This window comes from Caballeronia sp. KNU42, from assembly GCF_053760385.1.
On the sequence record NZ_CM132388.1, the window covers coordinates 2,256,264 to 2,282,316 of the forward strand.

General features: G+C 59.9%; 33 protein-coding genes, 1 tRNA gene and 1 riboswitch. Of the genes, 18 read left to right on the forward strand and 16 right to left on the reverse strand.

The features are described 5' to 3' along the window. The first annotated feature begins 82 nt into the window (after positions 1–82). From pdxH to ACSOSP_RS09985, 3 genes are all read left to right on the forward strand, one after another. Positions 83–739 (forward strand): pyridoxamine 5'-phosphate oxidase, encoded by a 657-nt coding sequence (pdxH, locus tag ACSOSP_RS09975; RefSeq protein WP_455306151.1) that lies wholly within the window; start codon positions 83–85, stop codon positions 737–739. Between the two features lie 206 nt (positions 740–945). Continuing rightward, on the forward strand, positions 946–2,160 hold the full coding sequence (locus ACSOSP_RS09980; RefSeq protein WP_455306153.1) for a class I SAM-dependent methyltransferase: 1,215 nt from the start codon (positions 946–948) through the stop codon (positions 2,158–2,160). Continuing rightward, a complete protein-coding gene (locus ACSOSP_RS09985; protein WP_455310913.1) occupies positions 2,157–3,281 on the forward strand; it encodes a DUF72 domain-containing protein in 1,125 nt (374 codons plus the stop codon). The genes ACSOSP_RS09980 and ACSOSP_RS09985 overlap by 4 nt, the downstream gene beginning before the upstream one ends. A gap of 54 nt (positions 3,282–3,335) precedes the next feature. On the opposite strand, the gene msrA is transcribed toward ACSOSP_RS09985, so the two are convergent. Continuing rightward, positions 3,336–3,896 carry a peptide-methionine (S)-S-oxide reductase MsrA gene (gene msrA / locus ACSOSP_RS09990; protein WP_455306155.1) on the reverse strand — a complete coding sequence of 187 codons (561 nt, stop codon included), beginning with the start codon at positions 3,894–3,896 and terminating at the stop codon, positions 3,336–3,338. 255 nt (positions 3,897–4,151) lie between these two features. On the opposite strand from msrA, the gene ACSOSP_RS09995 reads away from it, so the two are divergent. Next, the gene (locus tag ACSOSP_RS09995; RefSeq protein ID WP_455306157.1) at positions 4,152–4,661 is read left to right on the forward strand and encodes a flavin reductase family protein; all 510 of its coding nucleotides are present in this window, start codon (positions 4,152–4,154) and stop codon (positions 4,659–4,661) included. 31 nt (positions 4,662–4,692) lie between these two features. Here ACSOSP_RS09995 and ACSOSP_RS10000 read toward each other — a convergent pair whose 3' ends face one another. Next, on the reverse strand, positions 4,693–5,190 hold the full coding sequence (locus ACSOSP_RS10000) for an Lrp/AsnC family transcriptional regulator (protein WP_031361363.1): 498 nt from the start codon (positions 5,188–5,190) through the stop codon (positions 4,693–4,695). A gap of 141 nt (positions 5,191–5,331) precedes the next feature. After that, on the reverse strand, positions 5,332–6,156 hold the full coding sequence (locus ACSOSP_RS10005; RefSeq protein ID WP_455306160.1) for an IclR family transcriptional regulator: 825 nt from the start codon (positions 6,154–6,156) through the stop codon (positions 5,332–5,334). 99 nt (positions 6,157–6,255) lie between these two features. Here ACSOSP_RS10005 and ACSOSP_RS10010 point away from each other — a divergent pair, with 99 nt between their 5' ends. Then, positions 6,256–7,446: an acyl-CoA dehydrogenase gene (locus ACSOSP_RS10010; protein WP_031361361.1), complete on the forward strand. Its 1,191-nt coding sequence runs from the start codon at positions 6,256–6,258 to the stop codon at positions 7,444–7,446. A 112-nt stretch (positions 7,447–7,558) separates the two neighbouring features. Here ACSOSP_RS10010 and ACSOSP_RS10015 read toward each other — a convergent pair whose 3' ends face one another. Further along, the gene (locus ACSOSP_RS10015; protein ID WP_455306162.1) at positions 7,559–8,197 is read right to left on the reverse strand and encodes a peroxiredoxin; all 639 of its coding nucleotides are present in this window, start codon (positions 8,195–8,197) and stop codon (positions 7,559–7,561) included. A 527-nt stretch (positions 8,198–8,724) separates the two neighbouring features. Between ACSOSP_RS10015 and ACSOSP_RS10020 the strand changes: the two genes are divergently transcribed. From ACSOSP_RS10020 to ACSOSP_RS10030, 3 genes are all read left to right on the forward strand, one after another. Beyond that, entirely contained in the window at positions 8,725–9,027 is a 303-nt protein-coding gene (locus ACSOSP_RS10020) for a DUF883 family protein (RefSeq protein ID WP_031361359.1), read from the forward strand. 233 nt (positions 9,028–9,260) lie between these two features. Continuing rightward, positions 9,261–9,641, forward strand: coding sequence for a phage holin family protein (locus ACSOSP_RS10025; RefSeq protein ID WP_455306164.1), 381 nt, complete (start codon positions 9,261–9,263; stop codon positions 9,639–9,641). 87 nt (positions 9,642–9,728) lie between these two features. Then, positions 9,729–10,226, forward strand: coding sequence for a DUF3318 domain-containing protein (locus ACSOSP_RS10030; protein ID WP_455306166.1), 498 nt, complete (start codon positions 9,729–9,731; stop codon positions 10,224–10,226). 49 nt (positions 10,227–10,275) lie between these two features. Here ACSOSP_RS10030 and ACSOSP_RS10035 read toward each other — a convergent pair whose 3' ends face one another. From ACSOSP_RS10035 to glyA, 7 genes are all read right to left on the reverse strand, one after another. Further along, positions 10,276–10,713, reverse strand: a complete 438-nt coding sequence (locus ACSOSP_RS10035; RefSeq protein WP_455306168.1) for a type IV pilin protein — start codon at positions 10,711–10,713, stop codon at positions 10,276–10,278. Further along, positions 10,710–11,261 carry a pilus assembly PilX family protein gene (locus ACSOSP_RS10040; RefSeq protein WP_455306170.1) on the reverse strand — a complete coding sequence of 184 codons (552 nt, stop codon included), beginning with the start codon at positions 11,259–11,261 and terminating at the stop codon, positions 10,710–10,712. The genes ACSOSP_RS10035 and ACSOSP_RS10040 overlap by 4 nt, the downstream gene beginning before the upstream one ends. Then, positions 11,258–12,067, reverse strand: coding sequence for a PilW family protein (locus ACSOSP_RS10045; protein ID WP_455306172.1), 810 nt, complete (start codon positions 12,065–12,067; stop codon positions 11,258–11,260). Before ACSOSP_RS10045 ends, ACSOSP_RS10040 begins: the two co-directional genes overlap by 4 nt. Continuing rightward, a complete protein-coding gene (locus ACSOSP_RS10050; RefSeq protein ID WP_455306174.1) occupies positions 12,064–12,468 on the reverse strand; it encodes a type IV pilus modification PilV family protein in 405 nt (134 codons plus the stop codon). The genes ACSOSP_RS10045 and ACSOSP_RS10050 overlap by 4 nt, the downstream gene beginning before the upstream one ends. Further along, positions 12,465–13,016: a GspH/FimT family pseudopilin gene (locus tag ACSOSP_RS10055; protein WP_455306176.1), complete on the reverse strand. Its 552-nt coding sequence runs from the start codon at positions 13,014–13,016 to the stop codon at positions 12,465–12,467. Before ACSOSP_RS10055 ends, ACSOSP_RS10050 begins: the two co-directional genes overlap by 4 nt. Positions 13,017–13,172: 156 nt before the next feature. Further along, positions 13,173–13,655, reverse strand: coding sequence for a transcriptional regulator NrdR (gene nrdR, locus ACSOSP_RS10060; protein WP_047845188.1), 483 nt, complete (start codon positions 13,653–13,655; stop codon positions 13,173–13,175). Between the two features lie 3 nt (positions 13,656–13,658). Continuing rightward, entirely contained in the window at positions 13,659–14,906 is a 1,248-nt protein-coding gene (gene glyA, locus ACSOSP_RS10065) for a serine hydroxymethyltransferase (RefSeq protein ID WP_455306178.1), read from the reverse strand. A 160-nt stretch (positions 14,907–15,066) separates the two neighbouring features. Further along, positions 15,067–15,166: riboswitch (ZMP/ZTP riboswitch) on the reverse strand. Between the two features lie 336 nt (positions 15,167–15,502). Here glyA and ydfG point away from each other — a divergent pair. The 9 genes from ydfG to ACSOSP_RS10110 all read left to right on the forward strand — a co-directional run bounded on the left by ydfG (position 15,503) and on the right by ACSOSP_RS10110 (position 22,260). Continuing rightward, positions 15,503–16,249: a bifunctional NADP-dependent 3-hydroxy acid dehydrogenase/3-hydroxypropionate dehydrogenase YdfG gene (gene ydfG / locus ACSOSP_RS10070; RefSeq protein ID WP_455306180.1), complete on the forward strand. Its 747-nt coding sequence runs from the start codon at positions 15,503–15,505 to the stop codon at positions 16,247–16,249. A gap of 111 nt (positions 16,250–16,360) precedes the next feature. Next, positions 16,361–16,876: a tol-pal system-associated acyl-CoA thioesterase gene (gene ybgC, locus ACSOSP_RS10075; RefSeq protein ID WP_455306182.1), complete on the forward strand. Its 516-nt coding sequence runs from the start codon at positions 16,361–16,363 to the stop codon at positions 16,874–16,876. Positions 16,877–17,068: 192 nt separating this feature from the next. Continuing rightward, positions 17,069–17,746 (forward strand): protein TolQ, encoded by a 678-nt coding sequence (gene tolQ, locus ACSOSP_RS10080; RefSeq protein ID WP_299705389.1) that lies wholly within the window; start codon positions 17,069–17,071, stop codon positions 17,744–17,746. 10 nt (positions 17,747–17,756) lie between these two features. After that, a complete protein-coding gene (tolR, locus tag ACSOSP_RS10085; RefSeq protein ID WP_031361346.1) occupies positions 17,757–18,203 on the forward strand; it encodes a protein TolR in 447 nt (148 codons plus the stop codon). Continuing rightward, positions 18,203–19,297, forward strand: coding sequence for a cell envelope integrity protein TolA (gene tolA / locus ACSOSP_RS10090; protein ID WP_455310914.1), 1,095 nt, complete (start codon positions 18,203–18,205; stop codon positions 19,295–19,297). Before tolR ends, tolA begins: the two co-directional genes overlap by 1 nt. A 116-nt stretch (positions 19,298–19,413) precedes the next feature. Beyond that, positions 19,414–20,706, forward strand: coding sequence for a Tol-Pal system beta propeller repeat protein TolB (gene tolB / locus ACSOSP_RS10095; RefSeq protein WP_455306184.1), 1,293 nt, complete (start codon positions 19,414–19,416; stop codon positions 20,704–20,706). Positions 20,707–20,750: 44 nt separating this feature from the next. Next, complete coding sequence (gene pal / locus ACSOSP_RS10100; protein WP_031361343.1) at positions 20,751–21,257, forward strand: peptidoglycan-associated lipoprotein Pal; 507 nt, start codon at positions 20,751–20,753, stop codon at positions 21,255–21,257. Between the two features lie 27 nt (positions 21,258–21,284). Beyond that, entirely contained in the window at positions 21,285–22,034 is a 750-nt protein-coding gene (ybgF, locus tag ACSOSP_RS10105) for a tol-pal system protein YbgF (protein ID WP_455306187.1), read from the forward strand. A gap of 150 nt (positions 22,035–22,184) precedes the next feature. After that, a tRNA-Lys gene (locus ACSOSP_RS10110) sits at positions 22,185–22,260 on the forward strand. Positions 22,261–22,496: 236 nt separating this feature from the next. Here ACSOSP_RS10110 and ACSOSP_RS10115 read toward each other — a convergent pair. Continuing rightward, positions 22,497–23,201: a nucleotidyl transferase AbiEii/AbiGii toxin family protein gene (locus ACSOSP_RS10115; RefSeq protein WP_455306189.1), complete on the reverse strand. Its 705-nt coding sequence runs from the start codon at positions 23,199–23,201 to the stop codon at positions 22,497–22,499. After that, entirely contained in the window at positions 23,198–23,677 is a 480-nt protein-coding gene (locus tag ACSOSP_RS10120) for a helix-turn-helix transcriptional regulator (RefSeq protein ID WP_455306191.1), read from the reverse strand. Before ACSOSP_RS10120 ends, ACSOSP_RS10115 begins: the two co-directional genes overlap by 4 nt. A gap of 373 nt (positions 23,678–24,050) precedes the next feature. Between ACSOSP_RS10120 and ACSOSP_RS10125 the strand changes: the two genes are divergently transcribed. Further along, entirely contained in the window at positions 24,051–24,479 is a 429-nt protein-coding gene (locus ACSOSP_RS10125; RefSeq protein ID WP_455306193.1) for a DUF3293 domain-containing protein, read from the forward strand. 49 nt (positions 24,480–24,528) lie between these two features. On the opposite strand, the gene ACSOSP_RS10130 is transcribed toward ACSOSP_RS10125, so the two are convergent. The 3 genes from ACSOSP_RS10130 to bamE form a co-directional block, all read right to left on the reverse strand. After that, positions 24,529–24,861, reverse strand: a complete 333-nt coding sequence (locus ACSOSP_RS10130) for a DUF4148 domain-containing protein (RefSeq protein ID WP_455306195.1) — start codon at positions 24,859–24,861, stop codon at positions 24,529–24,531. Positions 24,862–24,977: 116 nt separating this feature from the next. Continuing rightward, positions 24,978–25,418, reverse strand: coding sequence for a hypothetical protein (locus tag ACSOSP_RS10135; protein WP_455306197.1), 441 nt, complete (start codon positions 25,416–25,418; stop codon positions 24,978–24,980). A 39-nt stretch (positions 25,419–25,457) separates the two neighbouring features. Then, positions 25,458–26,012, reverse strand: coding sequence for an outer membrane protein assembly factor BamE domain-containing protein (bamE, locus tag ACSOSP_RS10140; RefSeq protein ID WP_455306199.1), 555 nt, complete (start codon positions 26,010–26,012; stop codon positions 25,458–25,460). Positions 26,013–26,053: the final 41 nt, after the last annotated feature.

Below are 26,053 nucleotides of genomic sequence, written 5' to 3' on the forward strand. Positions count from 1 at the left end.
AAGATCAAAGGGACATTGGCGGTAAAGCGCAGAATTTGAAGACCTTGGCTATACTAATGCGATTGAAGCGTTTGCATAAAAAATGACGACCCTCGCTGATCTCAGAAAGAATTATTCCGTCGGATCGTTGGAAACATCCGACGTGGATCCGAACCCGATTCGACAATTCGAAACGTGGTTTGCGCAGGCGCTCGACGCACAATTACCCGAACCCAATACCATGACGCTCGCGACCGTCGACGAGCATGGACGCCCTTCAGCCCGCATCGTGCTGATCAAGGGCGTCGACGACCGGGGTTTCGTCTTCTTCACGAATTACCTCAGCCGCAAGGGTCATGAACTCGCGAGCAATCCCGCCGCGAGCCTGCTGTTTTACTGGATCGAACTCGAACGCCAGGTGCGTATCGAGGGCTCCGTCGTCAAGACAAGTCCGCAAGAGAGCGATGCGTATTTCGCGTCGCGCCCGCTTGGATCGCGAATAGGCGCGTGGGCGTCGGAGCAGAGTGAAGTGATCGAAAGCCGCGCGGTGCTTGAAACCCGCGAGCGCGAATTGATTGCAAAATACGGTGACAACCCGCCGCGTCCGCCACATTGGGGCGGCTACCGGCTCGTTCCCGACACCATCGAATTCTGGCAGGGCCGACCGTCACGGTTGCATGACCGTGTCGTCTATAAACGTGCTGCACATACGCTTGGCGGTGATGGCCAGCAATGGCAAATCGTCCGCTTATCGCCTTAGCCTTAGCAAGAGTTCGACCTTCGCCGGGTTCCTCGTGAGCCCGCATTGACTGGACCCGCGTCAAAAACGCGTCTCGTTGCGGCGTGTCCGGGAGGTGAAGGGCAACAGACTGAGGGCAAAAGACAAGGCATCGCGAACAATGTTGAAAACGTGCAGTGCAATCGACCCGGTTTAGCTTCATTTTCATCTGAGCGCGGAGAACGAGCATGTTTTGGGAGAAAAAGCTGACGCAGTGGGTGCAGGACATTCGGGACCGGGCGAACCTGCCCGCCCGGCTGGTACTGTGGGATGGACAGCAACATGACTTCGGGAGTTTCGCGGCGCCGCAGGTTACGCTGCATGTGAAGAGCGCGACCGCCCTGCCCTATCTGCTCGAACCGAGTCTCGACAACCTCGGCGAAGCCTATGTGAAGGGCAAGATTGACATCGAGGGCAAGCTGTCGGACATCATCAATATCAGCTACGGGCTGGCCAAGAACACCGTCACGAGCGCGAGCAAGCTGGCGCGCGTGCGACGCTACTTCACTCATTCGAAGGCGTCGGACAAGAAAGCCATTCAGTACCACTACGATGTATCGAACGAGTTCTACGAGCTGTGGCTCGACAAGAACATGGTCTACTCCTGCGCGTATTTCGAGAACGGCGATGAAGACCTCCCGACCGCGCAGATCAAGAAGATCGACCACATCCTCACGAAGATCCAGTTGCAACCGGGCCAGCGCCTGCTCGACATCGGCTGCGGCTGGGGTGCGCTCGTCTTGCGCGCCGCGCAGAAATTCGGCGCGAAATGCGTGGGCGTCACGCTCTCGCAGAACCAGTTCGATCTCGCCACGAAACGCGTGAAAGACGCCGGACTCGAAGACCAGATCGAGATCCGCCTGCAGGATTATCGCGACATACAAGGCCAGTTCGACCGGATCACCAGCGTCGGCATGTTCGAGCACGTCGGCCGCAAGAACCTGCCCGTTTACTTCACCAAGGTGCGCGAACTGCTGGTCGACGACGGCATTGCCATGAACCACGGCATCACGTCGACGGACTTCAACAGCGGCGAGACGGCGTTGGGTGGCGGCGAGTTCATCGACCGGTATGTGTTCCCGGACGGCGAGCTGCCGCACATCGGGCTTGCGCTCCAGGCGCTGCAGGAAGGCGGCCTCGAAGCCGTCGACGTCGAAAGCTTGCGCCGTCATTACGCGCGCACGCTCGACCTCTGGGCGGAAAATTTCGAGGCGAAGGCGGATCAGGCGAAGGCGCTCGTCGACGATGAAAAATTCCGCATCTGGCGCGTGTATCTGGCGGGTTGTGCGTACGCTTTCGAGAACGACGACGTGTCCATTTATCAAATTATCTGCCGCAAGGCCGGTCGAAGCGCGAAAACGCTGCCGTGGTCGCGCCGGTATATCTACGATAAACCGCTCTGAGTTCAACGCCCGACTTACCCGCTTCCGATGAACCCGCATCCGGTGATGAACCGGATGCGGGCGTAGAGCCGCACGCACAATCCGCGCTGCAAGTCGACCTGTTCGGGGCGGTGGAAGAATCGGCAACAGAGAAGAGTCCTTCTCACACAAAAGCAAGATCACGCGGCGGCGTCTTGCCCGCGCTCGCCGCGCCCGACCATCACGCGTTAGCTCTTCGCCTTCCCGGCACCGTTCACATCGGCCCGTCTACATGGTCGTTTCCCGGCTGGCGCGACATCGTTTATGGCGACGACTATTCGTCCGCGAAGCTTTCCCGCGATGGCCTCAACGCGCTCGGCGCGCATCCGTTGCTGCGCTGTGTATCGATAGACCGTTCGTTCTACGGGCCGTTATCGGTGGCGGACTATGCGCGCTACGCGAACCAGGTGCCGGCCCATTTCCGCTTCATCGTGAAAGCGCCGGCGTCCGTCACCGATGCCACCGTCCGCGGCGATAAAGGCGCACCCGCCGGCGATAACCCCGCGTTCCTGAACGCGGAAATCGCCATCGATGAATTCGTCCAGCCGTGCATGGCCGGCCTGGGTGAAAAAGCCGGCGCGCTCGTGTTCCAGATTCCGCCGTTGCCGGACGCGCTGATCGTCGATCCAAGCGCGTTCCTCGAGCGCCTGTCCGAGTTTCTCAACGCATTGCCGCCGCTGCCGGGCGACAGTTGCTACGCGGTGGAATTGCGTGACGCCATCATGCTGACGCCGCGGTTTATCCGCGTGCTGCGTGACGCGAAGGTGCGATATTGCATCGGCATTCATGCACGCATGCCCGATCCCCGGCGGCAGGCCAAGGCGCTCGCGCTATTGGATGAAGGTGGACTCGGGCCGCTGATCGTGCGCTGGAGTCTGCACGGCGGCTTCAAATACGAGCAGGCGAAAGCGAAGTACGAGCCGTTCGATAAACTCGTCGATGAAGATCCGGATACGCACGAAGCACTCGCCGAACTCGCCCTGCGCTACGCGCTTGCGGGGCAGCCGGTGGTGATCGCGGTGAACAACAAGGCGGAGGGTTCGGCGCCGCTCACGTGTTTCAAGATCGCGCAGTACCTGGCGGCGGGGATGCCGCGGGAATAAAAAACGGGCTTCGATTTCTTGAAGCCCGTCTTGCCTTAAGTGCTATTCAAACGCTCAGCGTTTCAGCCGATGCGCAAACTTCTGCCTGAACTTCGCCACCTTTGGCGCGACCACGAACGCGCAATATCCCTGGTTCGGATGCTGCTCGAAGTAGTTCTGGTGATAGGCCTCGGCCGGAAAATAATTGCCGTTCAGCGGCGTAACTTCGGTGACGATCTTGCCGTCGAAGACACCTTCTTTCTGCAATTCATCGATCACTTCCAGCGCGATCTTCCGCTGTTCGTCGGAGTGCGTGAAGATCGACGACCGGTACTGCGTGCCAACGTCGTTGCCTTGCCGGTTGAGCTGCGTCGGATCGTGGGTCGCAAAGAAAATCTCCAGCACGTTGCGATACGCGATCACGGCTGGATCGAATTCCACCTTGATGACTTCAGCGTGCCCGGTCGTGCCGTCGCAGACCTGCTCGTACGTTGGGTCTTTCTTCTGGCCGCCGGCATAACCCGATTCCACCGACAACACGCCTTCAACGCCTAAAAAAACCGCTTCGGTACACCAAAAGCACCCACCGCCAATGGTGGCGGTTTCGCGCTTTGCCTGCTCGTCATGTTGCGTCATGCTGGCTCCTGGTTCGTGTTTCGCTTGACCAACCAAATGCGTGCGGAAGCTTGTGAATCAACCCTTCCAGCTTACTGGTTTTCGGTTGTCCGCGTTGCCAGTACGGCCTTTCGCACTGAGTCGAACGAGCCGATTCCGATAGAATCGTAACAATCGCCTATCTTCCGATGACTTCGAAAACTTCATCCGGCTTCTTGTATCGCTCATTTATGCCGCCTGGATTTCGCCGATACCGTCGAACCTGAACCCATCCCGATGAAACGCGCTAATCCACCGAATTTCAACGCCAGCTCATTCCGCGACGCCCTTAGCCAGTTTGCCACCGGCGTCACCGTCATCACCACGCGCGCCGAGTCCGGCCAGTTGATCGGCATTACCGCCAGTTCGTTCAACTCTGTTTCGCTCGATCCGCCGCTCGTGTTGTGGAGCCTCGCGACCAAATCCGCGTCGATGCCCGTATTCCAGGCCAATAGTCACTACGTGATCAACGTGCTTGCATCGACGCAAGTCGATCTTTGCAAACGCTTCGCGACGGTCAAGGGGGACCGTTTTGCCGGCGTGTCACATGCCGCGGGAGACACGGGCATGCCGGTGCTCGACGGCGCGCTCGCGTGGTTCGAGTGCCACAACCGCAGCCGTTATCAGGAAGGCGATCACGTGATCTTCGTGGGTCAGGTGGAGCGATGCGGCGTGCACGAGAATGCAGCGGAAATTGCCCCGCTGGTGTTTCAGGCGGGGCAGTTTCATGGACTTGGATCGCTGTGACCGGCTTGTCCGGCTTGTCACGAGCTTGGGATTAAGACACGCTACCGGTCCGGTCGATCAGGGCGACCGGTACGCCCGCTTCGTCCTTCATGGTCTGAAGCACGATGTTCGAGCGGATATCGATCACACCCGGCGCTTTGTAAAGCTTGCTCAGGATGAAGTCCGAGTAGTGCTTGAGATTGTATGCAAGCACGCGCAGCACGTAATGGGTGTCGCCGGTGACCACGAACGCGCCCACCACCTCCGGCCATTCCCGCACGGCGGCCGCGAATTTCTCGTGCCAGTTTTCCTGGTCGTTGCGCATGGAAACATGGACGAACGCCTCCAGCTCCACGCCTAGCCGTTCCCGGTCCAGGCACGCGCGATAGCTCGCTATCACCCCTTCTTCCTCGAGCAGCCGCATACGGCGCAGACACGCTGACGGCGATAGCGAAATCCGCTCTGCCAGATCAAGGTTGCTGATGCGACCATCTTCTTGCAGCACCGACAAAATACGGCAATCCGTTGCGTCCAGCGAGAACCCGGTCATTTTTTAGTCTCCCTGCGGCTGTTTCATCGAATTATGTTCTAAGAGCCGTGTTTTTGGGATGTTATTTCTAAATCACTTTTTGACCGATTTCGGCCCGATTTCACTATTAAGCGGCTTTATCCGGGCTCAATCAGCGTTCTTTCACGCCAGTCGCGCCGCCAGCGTCCGTAGCTTGGGCGCAACAATATTGCGGAAATACGCTTCATCCATTGATGATGCCGGGCCGCTGCTGCTCAGCACCAGCCATCGCCCGTTGCGGATATCGCGTAAAGGCGCCGCGATCGCGTTGACATCTGCATGCCAGTCACGAAACGAATAACAGCAGCCATCGCGCGCGTAATCGTCGATCGCGTCCTGCGCCGCCTTCACCAGTTGCGCGCTGTCTTCGCCATTTTTCACCGCCGCCGCGCCGAGTTCTTCGAGCAAAGCCGCCCGCTGGTCCGGTTCCTGCACCGCCAGATATGCGCGGCCCATCGAACTGGTCAGCATGGACAGCCGTGAGCCGGGAGCAAGGCCTAGCGTCAGCGCCGTCTCGCTGCGGATGGTCTCCAGATAGATCATGTCGAGCCCGTCGCGGCATCCCAACGACACCGCCGCCCCAATTTCCCGCGCGAGCACCCGCATGTGCGGACGCGCGAGTTCGAGCGCATCGGCGCCTGCGAGCAACGCGAATCCCAGCGACAACACGCCCGTGTCGAGCGCGTATTTCCCGGCCGGTTCGTCAAAACGGAGATAACCCAGCGTGGTCAGCGTGTAGGCAAGACGGTTGACGGTAGCTTTGGGCAGGCCGGTTCTATCGACGAAATCACGATTGCCCAGCAAGGTCTCGCCCGGACGAAACGCTCGCAGCATCTCCAGGCCACGCGCCAGCGCGACGACAAACTTGCGTTCATCTATCTCCTCTGATGAATCTGGAGTGTCGAACGGCTTCGACGGCTCGGAATTTCGGTTGGAAGTTATTGGCATCGGATGCTAGACTCGGTTCTGATTTGCAAAACATTGTTCCGCTTAGCGGAACATCAGTCAAGTCTTAAAATCAGGAACAGAGGAAACAGGAGATACAACATGGCCGATGACGCCCGTTTTAGCTGGGAAGATCCGTTGCTGCTCGACCAGCAACTCAGCGACGAAGAACGCATGATCCGCGACGCTGCGTACGCGTACGCGCAGGACAAGTTGCAGCCGCGCGTGCTCGACGCGTTCCGCAACGAACACACGGACGTCGCGATCTTCCGTGAGATGGGCGAACTCGGTCTGCTCGGGCCCACCATTCCCGAAGAGTACGGCGGTCCCGGCCTCAACTACGTCAGCTATGGCCTGATCGCTCGCGAAGTTGAACGCGTGGATTCGGGCTACCGGTCGATGATGTCGGTGCAATCGTCGCTCGTCATGGTGCCGATCAACGCGTTCGGCACCGAAGCGCAAAAGCAAAAGTACCTGCCGAAGCTGGCGACCGGCGAGTGGATCGGCTGTTTCGGACTCACCGAGCCGAACGCCGGTTCCGACCCGGCCAGCATGACAACGCGCGCCAAAAAGGTGGACGGCGGGTTTTCGATCTCCGGCCAGAAGATGTGGATCTCGAATTCGCCCATCGCCGATGTGTTTGTCGTGTGGGCAAAGCTGGAAGAGGAAGGCCGCGACCTGATTCGCGGTTTCATCCTGGAGAAAGGCTGGAAGGGCTTGAGCGCGCCGGCCATTCACGGCAAGGTTGGCTTGCGGGCATCGATTACCGGCGAGATCGTGATGGACGAAGTCTTCGTGCCGGAAGAAAACCTGATGCCGAACGTGAGCGGCCTCAAAGGCCCGTTCACCTGCCTGAATTCGGCGCGCTACGGGATCGCCTGGGGCGCGCTCGGTGCAGCCGAAGCGTGCTGGCACATGGCGCGGCAATACACGCTGGATCGCAAGCAGTTCGGCCGGCCGCTCGCAGCCAACCAGTTGATTCAAAAGAAACTCGCCGACATGCAGACGGAAATTACGCTTGGACTGCAAGGCGTTTTGCGCCTGGGCCGCATGAAGGACGAAGGCACGGCGGCCGTCGAGATCACGTCGATCATGAAGCGCAATTCGTGCGGCAAGGCGCTGGATATCGCGCGACTGGCGCGTGACATGCTCGGCGGCAACGGCATTTCAGACGAATTCGGCGTGGCGCGCCATTTGGTGAATCTGGAAGTGGTGAACACGTACGAAGGCACGCACGACATCCACGCGCTGATCCTCGGACGCGCTCAGACGGGGATTCAGGCGTTTTTCTGAGTTTCGCTCTCGTCGGGTTGCCGGGTTTTCCGGAAAGCAAAAAAAGCCAACGCGTTCATGCGTTGGCTTTTTGCATTTCTACCTGCCACTTGCGGCAGGTTCCGACGGCTGTTTACTTGTCCGGCTGCGGCGTGAAGCGCAGATACGGGCGCACGGCCTTGTAGCCCTTCGGAAATCTGCGCTTGATCTCCTCCGGATCTTGCAGCGACGGAACGATGATCACGTCGTCGCCCTGCTTCCAGTTACCCGGCGTTGCGACCGAATGGCTGTCGGTCAGTTGCAGGGAGTCGATCACGCGCAGGACTTCATCGAAGTTGCGACCCGTGCTCGCCGGGTACGTGATGGTCAGGCGAACCTTCTTCTTTGGATCGATGACAAAAAGCGAGCGCACGGTCAACGTGGCATTCGCGTTCGGATGAATCATGTCGTAGAGCTCGGACACCTTCCGGTCGCCATCGGCCAGGATCGGAAAACCGACGCTCGCCGCCTGCGTTTCGTTGATGTCCTTGATCCACTCCTTGTGCGACTCCACGTTATCGACCGACAACGCAATTGCCTTCACATTGCGTTTCTCGAACTCGCCCGCGAGCTTCGCGGTCAGGCCGAGTTCGGTGGTGCAGACCGGCGTGAAATCCGCCGGATGTGAAAACAGCACGCCCCAGCTGTCGCCTAGCCATTCGTGGAACTTGATACGGCCAACGCTGGAATCCTGTTCGAAATCGGGCGCTGTGTCGCCTAGACGCAAGCTCATGATGTGTCTCTCCTCGATGTAAAGCACCGTGTTGTTCGTCACACGGTGCAGGTCTGGTAACAGGTTGGTTGCAGGTATCTGGGCCTTGTCCGGCGGGTTTCGGCCCGGGAGTCGGCCCGCGCTTCGTACCGCGCTTCGTACCGCGCTTGATCCCGACTTCGTCCGGCTCAGCCAGACCGATCGGGGTCGTCCCGACACGTCAGGCCCGGCAAAAGTCAAAGCATAAGGGACCAGCCCCGCACAACGAACGAACTTTCCGTCACATCGTCATGCATTTTTGTAATTTTTCGGGCTTGCCGGAAATTTTCGCAGGCCGGAGTGCAGCCCTTCCATGCACTAATGTGTGCGATGTGCAATTGATGGCCGGCTCCTACGCGCTGGTGCGATTCCCTTTTCGACTGTCCCGTGACAAGCTTTGTGACAGCAGGAACAAAACCTGCATGGTTTGATCCAGGGGCCGGATGGACGCCAATTAGCGAGCGCTTCTTTGGTACGATTGGCGTTGCCTCACCTGTGTGGAGCCATCAATGTCAGAAATCAATAAGGAGCGATTCATGTCGGATATCAAAACCGTTCTCGCAGACGCTGAAGACCTGTTGAAGCAGGCCGCAAGCGCCACGGGCGAGCGTGCATCCGAGTTGCGCGAGACCGCTCTGACCCGCTTGAAACAAGCGAAGGAGAAGGCCGCCGACGTGCAAGTCGTGGTGATCGAAAAAGGCAAGAAAGCTGCTCGTGCTACCGATGACTTCGTTCACGAACGCCCGTGGGCATCAATCGGGATTGCTGCAGGTCTGGGCGTGGTCGTTGGATTGTTGATCAATCGTCGCTAATCCTCACCAATCCCGAAGGCCGGGTGGGCCCCGGGTTAGCCGCGGGTTAGTCCATTTGCTTGTGCCGCTGTTTGAGACGTATCCCGAGCTAACCTGAATGGTGAAAACCGTGACGGCCTTGGACCGCCGGAGTTTTCCCGACCGGCGTCCAGATTAATAGACCGGCCGGAGCGCGTAGCCGCCCCGGCCGGAAATCTTCGCGCCAAAAATAACGCGCTCCTCGCGCTCAAGCCATGACGACAGAAAGGCAATCTCAGCACGATACGCAAGGGGCGTTGCGCCGCATTGTCAGCTCCGTTTTCGCCATTTTCGAAACGCGCCTGGAACTGATCGGCATCGATCTCGCTGAGGAAAAGGAGCGGCTGATCGGCGTGCTCTTCCTCGGTCTTGCCGCCATGATGCTCACCATGATGGCGCTCATTACGCTCACCGTGCTGGTCGCCATCGCGTTCTGGGACACGTACCGGTGGCAATCCCTTGCGGGGATCACGGTCGCGTACGCGCTGGTTGCCGTGTTTTGCGCCCTTCGCGCGCGCACCGGCCTGATCAATGCCCCTAACGTGTTCGACAGCACGATCGCCGAGTTCAAGAAGGATCGCGACACGTTCAAGTGATGTGCGCCAAGGGCTCACCTCATGGCGACGCCCCGGTAGTACGACAAAACTGTATTCATCGACGACTTTCCAAGAGCCCGCCACGCCATGAGTCACAACGACGACACCTTCAAAGCTCAGAAGCGAGCGACCGCGCACAAGCTGAGCACACCCCACATGCGGGCATTGCGTAAGGAACTGCTGATCGCGCGAGCGGACGTCGAGCGCATGGAACTCGCGCAGGCCAGCGCCGAGCTGCGTTACAAGTTCTCGCATTTCAGTGTCCTTAATTTGCTGATGCCGGGGCGCCGCAAACGCGGCCGGGGAGCGAGCGGATTCATGAGCCGGCTTGGCGGACTGAGCGGCCTGTTCAGTGGCGCGGGTGGCCTGGGGCTGTTGCTCAAGCAATATCCCGTCGTGAGCTCTCTTGCTTCGCTGGTGCTCACGAAACCCGTACGCTCGCGGCTGCTGGCGAGCGCGAAGCCCATACTCAAGTGGGGCGGTCTGGGCCTGGTCGGATGGGAAGCGTATCGCGTGTGGCAACAGATCAAGTCGAGTCCGGACAAGTCCTCGTCCCCTGATGTTTCCGTCGATCCGGACGCCTGACACGCCAGGCCCGGGCAACCGGACCGTACGGTGCGTGGGCTCAATTCGCTCATTTGCCGCTCCAGCACGCCGCCACTTTGGGCGGCGTGAGTTTTTCAACCGACCGATTTGACCTGACGCCCGTCGCATCCAGCGAATAGATCCCGCACTCGTCGTTCGCGTCCACCGGCTGCGCTTCAATCGAATACCCGCCGTTCTGCTCCGACTCGCCGAGCATGCGTAACACGTATACCGCCGTGCCTATCGCGGGCGCTTGATCGTAGCCAAGGGGCAGCTTCGCAGCCGAGTCATTGCTCGACACCGTTCGTGCGCTCTCCACATATTGAGCGGCGCGATAAAGCGCGGTCACCGCTTCCAGCCGATGCCCTCTTGCCACCTGTTCCCGGTAAACCGGCATGGCGAATGTTGCGATGATCGCCGCCACGCCGAGCGTGATCATCAGTTCGAGCAGCGTGAAACCCTTGTCTGTCTGGTCTGGCTTGATCATGGTGAACCCTCTTGAAACGGCTTTGCGACAATGCGTCGCCAGTGCCGCACGACGCCGTTTTCCCCCATTTCAATCTCCTGCTGCAACCACGACTCGTTGTCCGCTATTCGTGCGAAACCGCGGGCGGTAATCAAAATAGCGCCGGCTTGATCGTTGGTGCGCGCCGGCCATGCTTCGATAAGGCATTGGGGCGGTCGTATCGCGTATGGCCACGATGCAAACGGCATCACAGCAGTTGCCGATGCACCTTCGAACGAAGCCTTCAGCCGCCATTTGTTCGGTTCAGCGGCAAGCGGACCGGTGAGGCTTTTCAGCTCAGGCAGAGAGCCGAGCGCGATGCTGGCGCAGCGGATCAACGCGCTGTCGGCACTGTGAAACGCCTGCACGCGCTCACCCAGATTAGTGGTTACTCGCGCGCTGACGAGCGCCGCCTCAAGCCATGCGGCGGCGGTGACCAGTAGCATCGACGACATCAGCAGGACGATCGGCAACGCAATGCCGCGTGAGCGTCTACGTAAGGGGATACCTGAGCGGATACGTTTGTTCATGACGATGCCGCTGCTGAAGTGTTCGGTGAGTTCGCTACATTGCGCAGTGCGATCCGACGCCGGAAAACTTGCCGGATGCGTCCGTCCGCGGACACGACCGACGCACCGTCGCAATCGGCGTAACGCGGACGAGCCGTCGCGCTCGGACTGTCTCCTCGCACGAGCAAACACACGTCCACGGCGGCCACCAGCGGCCAGCGGTCCTGCGAGATCGCCGCAGCCTCAACCGAGTGCGATGCATCTTTCAGCCAATAGCCGAACTTGATCCGTTCGATCCCCTCGACGAGCGGCTGCCCGGTGCCGGGCTTGCCGCTTCCTTCGCAATACAACTCCGGCTCGACCGTGGACGAACTCGCCTTCGCGTAATAGCGGTTAACGATCCACTCACCCGCCGATATCTGCCCGAGACAGTCTGTCGGCAAGCCGGACGACGACGGCCACGTCGAGATCGTATCGGCGGCATAGCGCACAACGATGCCGTCCGAACGGCTCGCGAGTGTCTCGCACGCGGGAGCGGCGTCGCTGCCGGTTGGGCGGCCCGAGGAGCATCCGAACAACGGCGGTGCCTTGCCTGCCTGGCCGGTGCCGGCCGGAACGAAACCCGCCATCTGCACTTGCTGGCCAATCAGGTCGAGGGCGGTGCTTGCTGCATCGCGCAGGCGCGTTGTTTCCGTTGCATGGTCAAAGGCAGACCGCTGCCCGCGATACAGCGAAAGAGTCGCGAGAACGATCAGCAAGCCGAGCGCCACCGAGATTGATAGCTCGAGCAACGTATGGCCGCGCTGCAAATATCTGGAAGCGCTCATCGTGCGAACGCCACGCTCACGCAGGCGAGCTTTGCGCCCACGCTCGGCTCCGCACACACCGCTTCGCCGTCGCTCGATGCCTGCGCACGCCATTTCACGACTGCAATGTGCAAACCGTCGCCACGGTCCAGCACGTCGACATCGCCATCGGGCAACAGTGCCGCCGCTCGCGTACGCCATTGCGTCACGACCGGATCACGATCGGTATCGTGACGTATTCCCTCTGCAACGGAATCCGCAATCGACGTAGCCAGCTCGCGCGCCATCAACGAACGTTCGTTGCGAGCCAGCCACATTTGCGAGCCAATAATCCCGAGCGCCGTAATAGCCGTCAGCGACATCGCGATCAGGACTTCGATCAACGAATCGCCGCGCCCAACTTTACGCAATGGACGTGTCATGCCGCCGCTCCGCACGCGCCTTGCGTCAATCTGGGTCGGCCGCCGGCCGCGAGCCGGATGCAGCGGCGCCCGCGCGCTCCAAGCGACGCCAACGCGTTGTCGCGCGCACTGAAGTCGAAGCTGCGAAAGCCGCCGATCACCTGGCCCGAGGGCGGCGTGAACGACAACTCGCTTCCTGTGCCGCCAATAGCAATGCCGCTCGCCGCCGGCTGCATTCTCAACAGCACGTGTGCGCCGCCTCGATCGGCGAAGAGCGCCCATCCGCATGACCAGTCCGTCAAGCCGCCGTCGCAGGCCTTGCTGGCCGCGAGACACGCGCGCGCGGCATCGATCCGGCACAAGGTCACGCGTGCGCCGCGCCGGATTGCTTCCGAGCGCGCCAGCGTGAGGGTGGACATCATCGTGCGCGCCCGTGCATCGATTTGATCGCGCTTGTGCCAGACGACAACGGACGGAGTAGCGAACGTGGCAACGACAGCGACAACGGCAAGCACAACCGCGAGCTCGACCAGCGTGAAGCCTGATAAACGTCTTGAATTCATCTGCATCCCTTATCGATTGAACTGAGCAACATTCAATTTAAAGAGATTTTTCGATGTCCGCCATTAGCCGATCGGTCGAGTATCGGACGGACGAAAGCTTCGACATACTATCGAAACGATCACCGGGTTCAAGCGAGGGAGGACAGGAAAATGCAGAAACGCTCAGCGTTTGCGAGGACTGGATTTGCGCGGCGCGGCGCGGCGGAATTCCTCGAGCACGTCTTCGAATTCGGACACGTCTTCAAAGCGTTTGTAGACCGATGCAAAACGCACGTACGCAATGGTGTCCAACTGGCGCAGCTCGTTCATCACGAGTTCGCCCAGACGGTCGCTGCGAACTTCCCGTTCGCCGCTGCCAAGCAACTGGTATTCGATCCGCGCAACGGCGGCGTCAATGGCGTCTGCCGCAACCGGGCGCTTGCGCAGCGCCAGTTGCATGCTCGCCACAATCTTCGCGCGATCGAACTCGGTGCGGCTGCCATCCTTTTTTACGACCGACGGCAACGCGAGTTCCACGCGTTCATAGGTGGTGAAACGCTTGTCGCAAGCGGGGCAACGCCGCCGCCGGCGAATTGCCGCCCCGTCTTCCGACACGCGCGAATCCGCCACTTGCGTGTCCTCGTGCCGGCAGAAGGGGCAGCGCATGGCTTAGCCGTAGACCGGGAACTGCTTGGTCAACGCGGCAACCTTCGCGCGTACGCGCTCGAGGTTGGCTTCATCTTCCGGCGCGTCCAGCACGTCTGCAAACAGGTTAGCCACCTGCTCGGCCTCAACCACGCCGAAACCGCGCGTGGTCATGGCCGGCGAACCGATACGCACACCACTGGTGACGAACGGCTTTTCCGGATCGTTTGGAATCGCGTTCTTGTTCACCGTAATGTGCGCCTTGCCAAGCGCAGCTTCCGCCGCCTTGCCGGTGATGTGCTTCGCGCGCAGGTCGACCAGCATCACGTGGCTTTCGGTACGTCCGGAGACGATCCGCAAACCGCGCTTCACCAGCGTTTCGGCCAGCACGCGTGCGTTGTCCGCGACTTGCTGCTGATAGACCTTGAATTCGGGCGACAACGCTTCCTTGAACGCAACAGCCTTGCCGGCAATCACGTGCATCAGCGGACCACCTTGAATGCCCGGGAAAATGGCCGAGTTGATTTGTTTCTCGTACTCGGCCTTCATCAGGATCACGCCGCCGCGCGGGCCACGCAGGCTCTTGTGGGTCGTGGTGGTGACGAAATCCGCGAAGGGCACCGGGTTCGGATAAACACCGGCCGCGATCAGGCCGGCGTAATGCGCCATGTCGACCATGAAATAAGCGCCGACGCTCTTCGCGATCTTCGACAACCGCTCGAAATCGATCTTCAGTGCGAACGCCGATGCGCCGCCCACGATCAACTTCGGCTTGTGCGTTTTGGCCAGCTCTTCGGTCTTGTCGTAGTCGATATCTTCGGCTTCGTTCAGGCCGTAGCTGACCACGTTGAACCACTTGCCCGACATGTTCACCGGCGAGCCGTGCGTGAGGTGGCCGCCTTCGGCCAGGCTCATGCCCATGATGGTGTCGCCAGGCTTGAGCATGGCGAAGAACACACCCTGATTGGCTTGCGAGCCCGAATTCGGCTGCACGTTGGCGGCTTCCGCGCCGAACAACTGCTTTACGCGGTCGATAGCCAGTTGCTCGACAATATCGACGTACTCGCAGCCGCCGTAATAGCGCTTGCCCGGGTAGCCTTCCGCGTATTTGTTCGTGAGTTGCGAGCCTTGAGCGGCCATGACGGCCGGGCTCGTGTAGTTTTCCGACGCGATCAGTTCGATATGATCTTCCTGCCGCTGGTTTTCCTGCTCGATCGCCGCAAACAATTCCGGATCGACTTGGGCGATAGTACTTTGGGCTTTATCAAACATACGTTTTCCGTTGAATGGATGCCAGTTGACCGGATCGCGCGTGCGCATTTGCACCGCGCCGCTGGAGCGCGAAGCACGATGGGTCCCAAGCGAGGCGGAAGAGAGAAGCTCCGTTACGCGAGACGGACAGCCACCGGCAACGCAACGAGCGCGTGCGGATCTCAGCTGCCCAGGCGAACGGCAAAACGACACCCTGCGCTTCACGGTGGGTTAATCCACCTTGGATCCGAAGATCCTTGTCGCCAGTTACGCAGGGCTGGAGCGCCCTAGTTTAATGGGCCGCCTGAGAATAGGCAACTGCCGGAAAACGCCTTAAACAGGTGCTTTAAAGGCCATAAAGTACTGTAGGCCGCCGCGTGCAAGCATCGCCTAGGGGCTAAAATTGCATCCCGGGAGCGGAATTTGCGCCAGGTAGCCGGTCTTGTCGGGTCAGATTGAATTGCGCTCGACATAAAAACTGGCAACTTGCCGCGTCGCAGCAATGGAAGTACGCTGTCCGGTTTCCCGCAAGCGCTCGGGCGCCGCCGCGCCGGGCGCCGCGCGCGAAAACTCCCTTTCCGTAACCTGACAAGCAACATTACAACCGGAACCCGCACATGATCGTATTTGTCACTGGCGCTTCCGCCGGCTTCGGCGCAGCCATTGCCCGCACGTTTGTAAAAGGCGGCCATCGCGTGATTGCAACCGCGCGCCGCAAAGACCGCCTGCTGGCGCTCTCGCAGGAACTCGGCGACGCGCTGCTGCCCGTCGAACTCGACGTTCGCGACGAATCGGCGATCAAAGCGGCTATCGCAGCGCTCCCGGACGCTTTTTCTCAGATCGACGTGCTCGTCAACAACGCCGGCCTGGCGCTTGGCCTGGAACCGGCCCAACGCGCGAGCCTGGACGACTGGAACAACATGATCGATACCAACTGCAAGGGCCTCGTCACGGTCACGCACGCGTTATTGCCCGGCATGGTCGAACGCAATCGCGGGCACGTGTTCAATCTAAGCTCGATCGCGGCGACCTACCCCTACCCGGGCGGGAACGTGTACGGCGCGACCAAAGCGTTCGTGCGTCAGTTCAGCCTGAACTTGCGGGCAGACCTGAGCGGCACGGCGTTGCGCGTAACGGACATCGAGCCCGGGTTGTGTGGCGGTACGGAATTCTCCAACGTCCGCTTCAAGGGTGACGACATGAAAGCCGCCAGCGTCTATAAGGACGTGCAACCGCTGACGGCCGAGGACATTGCGGACTCCATATACTGGATTGCCACGCGCCCGGCGCACGTGAATATCAACACCATCGAGTTGATGCCGGTCGCGCAGTCGTTCGGTTCACTGACCGTGCATCGCGGCTGATCCAGGCCACGTGAATACGCCACGCGTCGAGCCGATAGTTGCCGGAAAGCAGCGGCCGGCAGCACGTTTCGACGGTCGCTTTGCAGCTTCCGGTAAAATGCGCGGATGAACATGTCCACCAGCGAGCCTCAGCAGGCGAACGGCCTCTTGACATTCGATTGGCCGCTTCGGGTCTATTACGAAGACACCGACGCCGGCGGCATCGTTTTCTACGCGAACTACCTGAAGTTTTTCGAACGGGCACGCACTGAGTGGTTACGGGCGTGCGGCATCGATCAGCGTCTGCTGACCGAGTCGGACGGCGTATTGTTCGTCGTCAAGCGCACGGCGCTGGAATACTCGGCGCCCGCGCGCCTCGACGATGTGATCCATGTGATGAGCCGGATCGAGCGTATTGGCCGGGCATCGGTGGATTTTCATCAGGAAGCGTGGCGGGACGGCATCTTGTTGGCCTCAGGCGACATCAAGGTGGCGTCGGTCAGCATTGGCGCCATCCGCCCGGTCGGGATTCCCGCTTCGGTGCTCGACGGATTACGCCGCGGACCGCAAAACTCTGTGTCGGGCAACGGGTCAACCATGCCGCTGCCAGCATCGTTTAAATCATCTTGTTCAGAAAAACCCATGTAGACAAAGACCCTTTGACTCCATGAAGACCTGAACTGAATTGAATCGAGCCTGCGTGCCATCAGGCATGCAGGCACAGAAGTACCGAGCATGTGCTCCCAGGACCGGTCTACGCTTTCAGTCGTTTGTCGAAAGCCTGACAGTTCCCGGTTAGCGCACCTCCGACGCCCCATTGGGACGTAACAGCGGACTTTTATGAACACTACACAAGACCTGTCGATCATTTCTCTCGTCATCCATGCCAGCCTGTTGGCGCAGGCCGTCATGGCGCTGCTGCTGATACTGTCGTTGTTGTCGTGGACCTACATCATCCGCAAGTGGTTTGCCATTCGGCGCGCACGCAATCAGACCGAGCGCTTCGAACGCGATTTCTGGTCGGGCGGCGACCTGCAGGCGCTGTATCAAAGCGCTGCCAACAACCGCCACACCATTGGTGCGCTGGAACGGATCTTCGAATCGGGCATGCGTGAGTTCCTGAAAGGCAAGGAACGCCGCATGAACGATCCGGCCGCCATTCTCGACGGGTCCCGCCGCGCCATGCGCGCCGCGTTCCAGCGTGAAATGGATGTGCTCGAAGTGAACCTCGCGTTTCTCGCGTCGGTGGGTTCGGTCAGTCCGTATATCGGTTTGTTCGGCACGGTCTGGGGGATCATGAATTCGTTCCGCGGCCTCGCCAACGTACAGCAGGCAACGCTTGCGAACGTCGCGCCGGGTATTGCCGAAGCGCTTGTGGCGACGGCAATCGGCCTGTTCGCGGCGATTCCGGCGGTGGTGGCGTACAACCGCTACGCACACGATATCGACCGCCTCGCGATCCGCTTCGAAACGTTTATCGAAGAGTTCTCGAACATCTTGCAGCGTCAGGCTCACTAAGGAGTTCAGAATGGCCGGAGGTCCAATGCGTTCCAGCATGCGCGGCAGTTCACGGCGCGCCATGTCCGACATCAACGTCGTGCCGTATATCGACGTGATGCTCGTGCTGCTCGTCATTTTCATGGTGACCGCGCCGCTCGTCTCGCCTTCCATCATCAACCTGCCGACGGTCGGCAACGCAGCGCCGCAGGAGCAAACGCCCCCGGTCGTGGTAAATATCAAGGCCGACGGCAGCATGACGGTGCGCTACAAGGACGACGGCGGCGCGTCGCAACAGCAGAGCATGACGGAAGGCGACCTCAAGACCTTCGTGCTGAATCGGCAGGAGTCGCATCCCGACCAGCCCGTCGTGATTGCCGCCGACAAGACCGTGAAATATGAAGTCGTCATGAACGTCATGTCCGATATGAAGGCGCGGGGCGTCAAACGAGTCGGATTGTTAGTCAAATCGCAATGATGAATCGGCAGCCCAGCGGGCATCCTGGCGCGCGGACCAGCGCGCGCCCCACCCGTCCGCCGCGTGAACGCGGGACATGGAAGGCGTTCGCGCTCGCCGCGCTGATGCACGTGTTGCTTGGCATCCTCCTGTACCACGGCGTCAACTGGCAAAACAACACGCCGGCCGGCGCCGAGGCGGAGTTGTGGACCGAGATCCCGGATCTCGCGGCTCCTACGCCCCGCCCTGTTCCGCCGCCCGCCCCGCCGATCAAGGTGCAGCCCGCGCCGCCGCCGGCGAGAGATGAGGAAGCTGACATCGCCTTGCAGGAAAAGAAGCGTAAACAGCAGGAAGCAGCGGCGCGTGCCGCGCAACTCGCTGAACAGCAGCGCGCACAGCAACAGGCCGATCAGGAAGCCGAGGCCAAGCGTCAGCAGCAGCTCGCGGCACAACAAGCCACGCAGCAAGCTGCTTTAGCGGCGCAAAAAGCGGCACAGGACAAGCAGAAACAAGCCGACAAGCAAAAGCAGCTTGCTCAGCAGAAGCTCGATCAGCAGAAGGCGCAACAGGCTAAAGAGAAGGAAGCTGACGCAGCGAAAGCGGCGGAGCAGCAGAAGGAAGCCGAAGCGAAAGCGCAGGACCAGGCGGAGGCCAAGGCCAAGGCTCAGGCGGATGCCAAGGCGAAAGCCAAGGCCCAGGCTGACGCGCAGGCGAAGGCCAAGCTTGACAAGGAACGTAACGCCCGGCTCGCAGCGTTGCAAGGCCAGGCTGGCGGCGGCACGAGCGAAAGCGGCGACGGACTGGCCAAGAGCGGCACCGGTCACGGCGCGGGCGGAACTGCAACATCGGCGGGATACGCTGAGAAGGTGCAGCGGCGCGTGCGTCCGAACATCGTGTGGGCGGGGGAAACGGCGGGACTTGAGACCGTGGTCTCGGTACGTGTTTCGCCGTCGACCGGCACGCTGTTGTCGTCATCGATACAACGCTCGAGCGGCAACGAGCAGTGGGACCAGGCTGCGCTGCGCGCTGTTCAGCGCTCCGATCCGATGCCGCTGGACACCAACGGCCAGGCGCCCGGTACGTTTACGATCACATTGCGTCCGGCGGGCGGTTGAACGGACATGGTAAAACGACGGTGCACAATGAACCCTGATGGGAACGAATTGTGCAATCGGCGGTCTGTTCTGCTGCCGCCGATAGTTTAAAAATCGCTTTTTCTGGAACCAGATACATGAGTTTGATGACGAAGCTTGGCCTGAAAACGCTAGTTGCATCCTGCCTGATCGCGGCGGGTACCGCTGCCCACGCGCAGTTGAATGTGCTTGTCACGGGCGTGGGGTCTACCCAATTTCCCATTGCCACCGCCACGTTTGCCAACGAAGCGAATTCGCCGGCGCAGATCAGCGCGATCGTTCGCCAGGACCTGGCGCGCAGCGGCAAGTTTACAAATATTGATGCCGGCTCCTCGCCTGTGTCGGAAACGGATTCCGTCGACCTTGGCAGCTGGAAAGCGAAAGGTGCGGACGCATTTGTCTCCGGCAGCGTGAATCGCTTGCCGAATGGCCAGTACGAAGTGCGTTTCCGTCTCTACGACACGGTCAAGCAGCAAAGCCTGGGCGGCCTGTCGCTCGTCAGCCCGGAAAGCGGTCTGCGGATGAGCGCGCACAAGGTCGCGGACTATATCTACGCAAAATTGCTGGGCGATCGTGGGGTTTTCGCGACGCGCCTCTCGTACGTGATCAAGACCGGCGGCCGTTATCAGTTGCAGATTTCCGACTCCGATGGCCAGGACGCGCGCATTGCGCTGTCCAGCCCCGAGCCGATCATCTCGCCGGCGTGGTCACCCGACGGCACCAAGGTCGCGTACGTCTCGTTCGAAAAGAAAAAACCGGTTGTTTATATCCACGACCTGCCGACAGGCAAGCGTGTGATCGTATCGAACCAGAAGGGCAATAACAGTGCACCGGCGTGGTCACCGGACGGCCGCAAGCTTGCGGTCGCCCTGTCGAGCACCGGCAACACGCAGATTTTCCAGGTGAACGCGGACGGCAGCGGTTTGCGTCGCCTGACACTGGGCAGCTCGATTGACACCGAGCCGGCTTACTCTCCCGATGGCAACACGATTTATTTCACGAGCGACCGCGGCGGCCAGCCTCAGATCTACAAGATGTCGGCGAACGGCGAAAGCGCCGGTCAGGCGCAGCGCGTCACATTCACGGGCAATTACAATACAAGCCCGCGAGTGAGCCCGGACGGCAAGCAGATTGCGTACATTTCGCGTGTTGGCGGCGGCTTCAAGCTGTATTTGCTGGACCTCGGGTCCGGCACGGCGACTGGCCTGACCGACACCACGCATGACGAATCGCCCAGTTTTGCGGCGAATGGTCAGTACATCCTCTACGCCACCCAGGTGGACGGGCGTGGCGTGTTGGCTGCCGTATCGACCGATGGTCGTACGCGGCAAGTCTTGTCGCTTCAGGGGGGCAGCGTACGCGAGCCGTCCTGGGGTCCGTTCATGCAATAAATTTCACGCAATAACTTAAGCAGCAACACACAAGGAGAGTAACCATGATGTCTAAAATTCGTATCGGCTTTGCAGTGGCGATGGTCGGTGCATTGGCCGCATGTCATTCAGGCGTCAAGCTGGATGAAGGTGCAAACAAAGGCGCGATCGGCACGCAACCCGACGCGAACGCAGTTCAACAGGTCAATGTCGACCCGCTGAACGACCCGAACAGCCCGCTGGCGAAGCGCAGCATTTACTTCGACTTCGACAGCTACGCTGTTCGTGATGACTATCAGCCGCTGCTGCAACAGCACGCGCAGTATTTGAAGAGCCATCCGGACCGTCACGTCCTGATCCAGGGCAACACCGACGAACGCGGCACGAGCGAGTACAACCTGGCGCTGGGCCAGAAGCGTGCTGAAGCTGTGCGTCGCGCGATGTCGCTGCTGGGCGTGGCTGATTCGCAGATGGAAGCCGTGAGTCTGGGCAAGGAAAAGCCGCAGGCAACCGGGCATGACGAGTCGTCGTGGGCGCAGAACCGCCGCGCTGACCTCGCTTATCAACAGTAACGTAACCTGTCACGGGTGAGTCGCCGTATGTTGTATCGCTTCCCCTCGCTGCGCGCGGTCGCAGTTGCTTGTTTGTTAGGTTCTGCCGTGGTCGGCGGGTCGGCGCACGCGGCGTTGTTTGACGACAATGAAGCACGCAAAGCCGTGCTCGACTTGCGCACGAAAACGGACAGTCTGGCTAGCCAGTTGTCCGCCGCTCAGCGCACGATCCTCGATCAATCGAATCGTCTCGACCAGTTGAATCAGCAGGTCGCTACGCTTCGAGGCCAGAACGAAGACCTGGCCAACCAATTGACGACGGTGCAAAAGCAGCAAAAGGACTACTACACCGACCTCGATGGCCGGCTGAAGAAGTTCGAACCGCAGCAGCAGACGGTGGATGGCGTGCAAGGGACGGTGCAGCCCGGCGAGACTGAATCGTTCAACGCGGCATCGACGCAGTTCCGCAATGGCGACTTCAAGAATGCTGCTACGTCGTTCAAGACGTTTGTCGCCAAGTATCCGGACAGCCCGTACCAGCCGACCGCGCAGTATTGGCTGGGCAATGCGCAGTATGCTCTGCGTGATTACAAGGGATCGACGGCAACCTGGCAAAATCTGGTGACGAAATATCCGACGCATCCGCGGGCGGCCGATGCGCTGCTCGCAATCGCGAACAACCAGATTGAGCAGGGTCAGAAAGCCGCTGCTAAAAAGACGCTGGATCAAGTTATCTCGCAGTACGGTGGAACGCAAGCCGCGCAGTCGGCTGAAAGCAAGATGTCGCAAGTGAAGTAAGCGAAGCTGGAATTCGCGCCTCTCGTTGAAAAGGCCCGTAGCGTAGTTGCTACGGGCCTTTTCTTATGCGTTTTCACCGTTCCGTGATGCGATGCATTTTTACGCTCCGTTGACAACTTGTAGTCCATGTGACTATAATTTCGGCTCTTTGGGTCGTTAGCTCAGCTGGTAGAGCAGCGGACTTTTAATCCGTTGGTCACAGGTTCGAATCCCGTACGGCCTACCAAAGACATGAAGGGCTCAGCGCAAGCTGAGCCCTTTTCTCGTTGGAGAACCTCAACCACGGTTCGTGATCTGGGTTCGGGCTACAACACATTCACGGCGCGCTCGTTGCATCATGATTCGTCGCCAGCGAACCGATTGTTCTTCTATCGTGACGAGCAAGTCGGTCGGCGCCTCCAGCGCGCCATCAATCACGATCGCGGTCTTTTTTGCGGCTCTCAGTGCAATAAAAGGATTCAATCAACGTCGGCGCAATCGTGGTTTGTGCAGCGGTTCTCCCCCGGGAATCGCTCGCAAAAATTCAGTCGCGAGAGTAACGGCATGATCGAAGGTGGGCGTGTAGTTCAGCGTCTCGATGTCTGAGAACCCCTGACGGATGAACACATCACGCGAAGCCAACTGTTCGAGAAAAGTGTCTCGATGGCGGATCAGGAATTCGCCAGCCGCCAGCAATGCTGCCGGGTCACGCTCAATCACCAGACTGAGATCGAAGAGATCACGCGCGGTCGCTCGATCACCTCGATGCCACATTTTCTTCGCTACGATTTCAGCAGCCGTCTCCACTTTCACCGGGCGATCGAGCAGGGTCCATTGATCGTATCCGGGGTCGGTCAGATTCGGAGAAACAACGAAGTCGATCTCGCCTTCAGGCAGAAGCAGCTTCACGAGTTGCGCATGCTCCTCATACTCAGTCGTGATGTCTGAAGCAACGTCGCTGATGCGCGGATTCACAAAACCCAGATACTGCGGATCGGGGATAAAAATATCGATGTCCTTGCTGAGCCGATGGCCGTATCGCAGCATAAGCACGGTGCCGCCACCGAACGTCCAGAAGGGATCGGCCCGGCCGTGTTCAGCGACTTCATCGATAAGCGTGAACGCGTGGCCCAGCAGGCTTAGCCACGGCCCGGCCGGAAGCGAATGAGGCGAATAGGCTGTCGTCATTCCCACACCCTCCGGTAGAGATGCAGGTCTTTGGACCAGGTCGCGAGATTTTTCCAGATCTTCTTTGGCGCAATACCAGATGATCTGGCCGCCTCCTCAACCGCTTTAACGACGACGGGTACAGGCACTTCGTCAAGAATGACCGATACCTGCGACTCGTAGCCAGGGGGTATCTTTCCCGTCGCGAGGGCGCGAGCGAGCTGGGTTTCCGTCAGTTTTCCCTTGTAGCTCACATTGGCGCTCACCGATGCTTTGAACAGCCCCTTTTGATCGGGTCGCGGACTTGCCGTCAGCTCGATCCCAAGAACGCTGAGAAGCGGAATAAGTTTGTTGATCCCAAGGTCCTTCACCTTACCGGTTTCAAGCTGATTGACCGTGAACCGGGAGAGCCCGCTAAGCTTCGCGAGCTGCGCTTGCGTCAGGTCGAGTTCCGCCCGCCGTTTAGCGACTGACTGACCAATCTCGTAAAGTTGCATGTTTGCCTCTGCGGCGGAACGGGAGAAAACACGGCACCCTGCATGTAAAGTATATCCTACATATTTTCCATGAGACTTTTCGAAGATGCAGGCTAGCGGGGTCGAGCCCTGTCTCAGGACTTTCACACTGAAACAACGGTAGGGAACAGAACTGCTTTTATCGCACCGATGCCACTTGTTCCGCAGCGCTCACAATGGAGGGCGGAACCTTGGAATATCCGGAGTTTGTATCGAACGCCCGACGCGAAAACGCGTACGCAACAGCGCGCGATCCGGTCTGATACGATTTCTGCAGAACGCCGTCGGCTGTGTGGCGCAAGTCGCGCGCGATGACATGCCTAGCCCGCGTTCTTCCTGACGCAAGGAGATTGATTTGCAGTTCAAATCGGCCATCGACCCGGACACGCTCCGGGCTTATGTGGAAACGCATTATCGTGTGCTGGGTGATGCCCCGACGACCCTGCGCATTGGCCACGACAACCCCGACCTCGCCAAACTTCATCAAGCCTTTGGCGTCGACTGCAGCGCGTTTATCACCGCGGCGAATCCGTTCAGCGCATTGACCGCTGCAGCGGCGAACGCGGCGCAACAAGCCGCGCTTGCGGAGCAGCTTGGTTTTATGAAGCTACGGTTTATTGAAGGACTCGGCGAGCATCCATCAGGAACATGGCCAGGCGAGCCAAGCTTCCTGGTTCTTGGCCTGACACTTAGTGATGCCAAACAACTAGGTATGAACCACGGACAAAACGCAATCGTATGGTGCGGCTCGGACACCGTGCCTCAACTGATCCTACTACGATAATTCGTGCGAGCCGCTCAAGCAAACCACGTACAGGTCGTCCGCGCAGCCATCAAGAGCCCGCATAGATGTTGCAGAAGCTGTATGGCCCGACACAGGCTTCATGACTCGGGCGGCCGATGTTCGCAGAACGCGACGAGCTGACGCTCGAACCGGCTGCCACACCGCCATAGGCCGACGTCCCCTGCTTGCCTTGTGCGACCTGATTCGTATAGATGCGAGCGACATCGGGATAGGACGCGTTGCTCACAAGTCGCGAGCCGTCTTGCTGCGCTTCCACGAGTTGCTGGCGGACTTCCGCGCGTGTCAGGCCTTGAGCCTGGGCGAATGCGCTCGACGATGCGAGGACAGCGGCGGACATCACGAACAGGGCAATCTTTTTCATTTTCGACTCCAGAGTGTTTAACGGGTTGGTACTAGGGCGAACCCATTTTTTCCCCGTCTATTCCGGATAAGCCGAAAATAATTTGCGCGTAAGCGTGCGCGTGGCAGCGCCAGAGTTCACCGTCCGTCGCGTGCGATCGCTTCTTCCGTGCGATACGGTGTCGGCGCGTCGTACACGCCTCGACGCCTGCACTCCGCACACCAGCGTCGCGTGGCGACGTCCGCTTGCGCATCCCAGCTATGCCCAAACGCGCATTCCCATCGCAATGGCGTGATGGCATCGACGTAACTCGCCGATAACAACCGCCCACCCCGCTCCTCTGCCAGCGTCTTCAGCCGTGCCGTGTGCTGCTCGCGGCGCTGCGACGCGCAGTTCATGCAGCGCACGTTCTGCGCAGCGCTCAAGCCGTCGTCCCACGCATGTCCTCGGTCGCATTGCCAGCCTGCGTCGGCCGTTTGAAGCGTTTCAACCGTCAACGCCCGAGCCGCGCGATGACGCGCCGCAAGCGCCATCAACGCCTCATACTCAAGCGCGCGTTTTGATTTTTGATGATCCATCAGTATGGCTGCCGATATTGAAACGCCCCGCCGCTCAGCTCAATGCTTGCCACCGCCCAATGCTTCCGATCGCGACGTGGTTGTCACGATACCATCGGGGCCGAAATGCGCGTTGAACATAGCGTCGCGGGTCACGCCGCCCTCCTCCCAATGCCAGCTCCAAACACGCTCTTTCTTGAGCGGATATTCGGCGATGGTCGTCGGCTTACCCAGCAAGCGCCGCACTTCGTCCTGCGTCATGCCGGGCCGCACCTTGGCAATGTTCTCCGCCGTCAGGACCTGCATGACGGCGGTGAATTTGCCGTTTGCATCGATATCGACGAAATAGGTATTCGTGCCCGCCGGGCCACGCGGATATTCGAGCCGCTTCGAGCCGTCGGTGTAGGTTCGAGCCGTTTCCGGTTCACCCATCTGGTCGCGAATCTGCGCCTCGGTCGTGACACCCGGCGTCAGGTCCTTGAGCAGCAAGGTGTCGGGTTTGACGGCGTTGAAAAACGCTTTGAGCTTGTTCATGGCGTCCGCGTTTTGCTGGTCGTTGCAGCCGGCAAGCAACACAGAGGACACGCACGCGGCAGCGAGCAGGAGCCTTTTCATATGAGCCTGGCTCCCGTTGCATGCGCCGTGCGTGCCGTGCT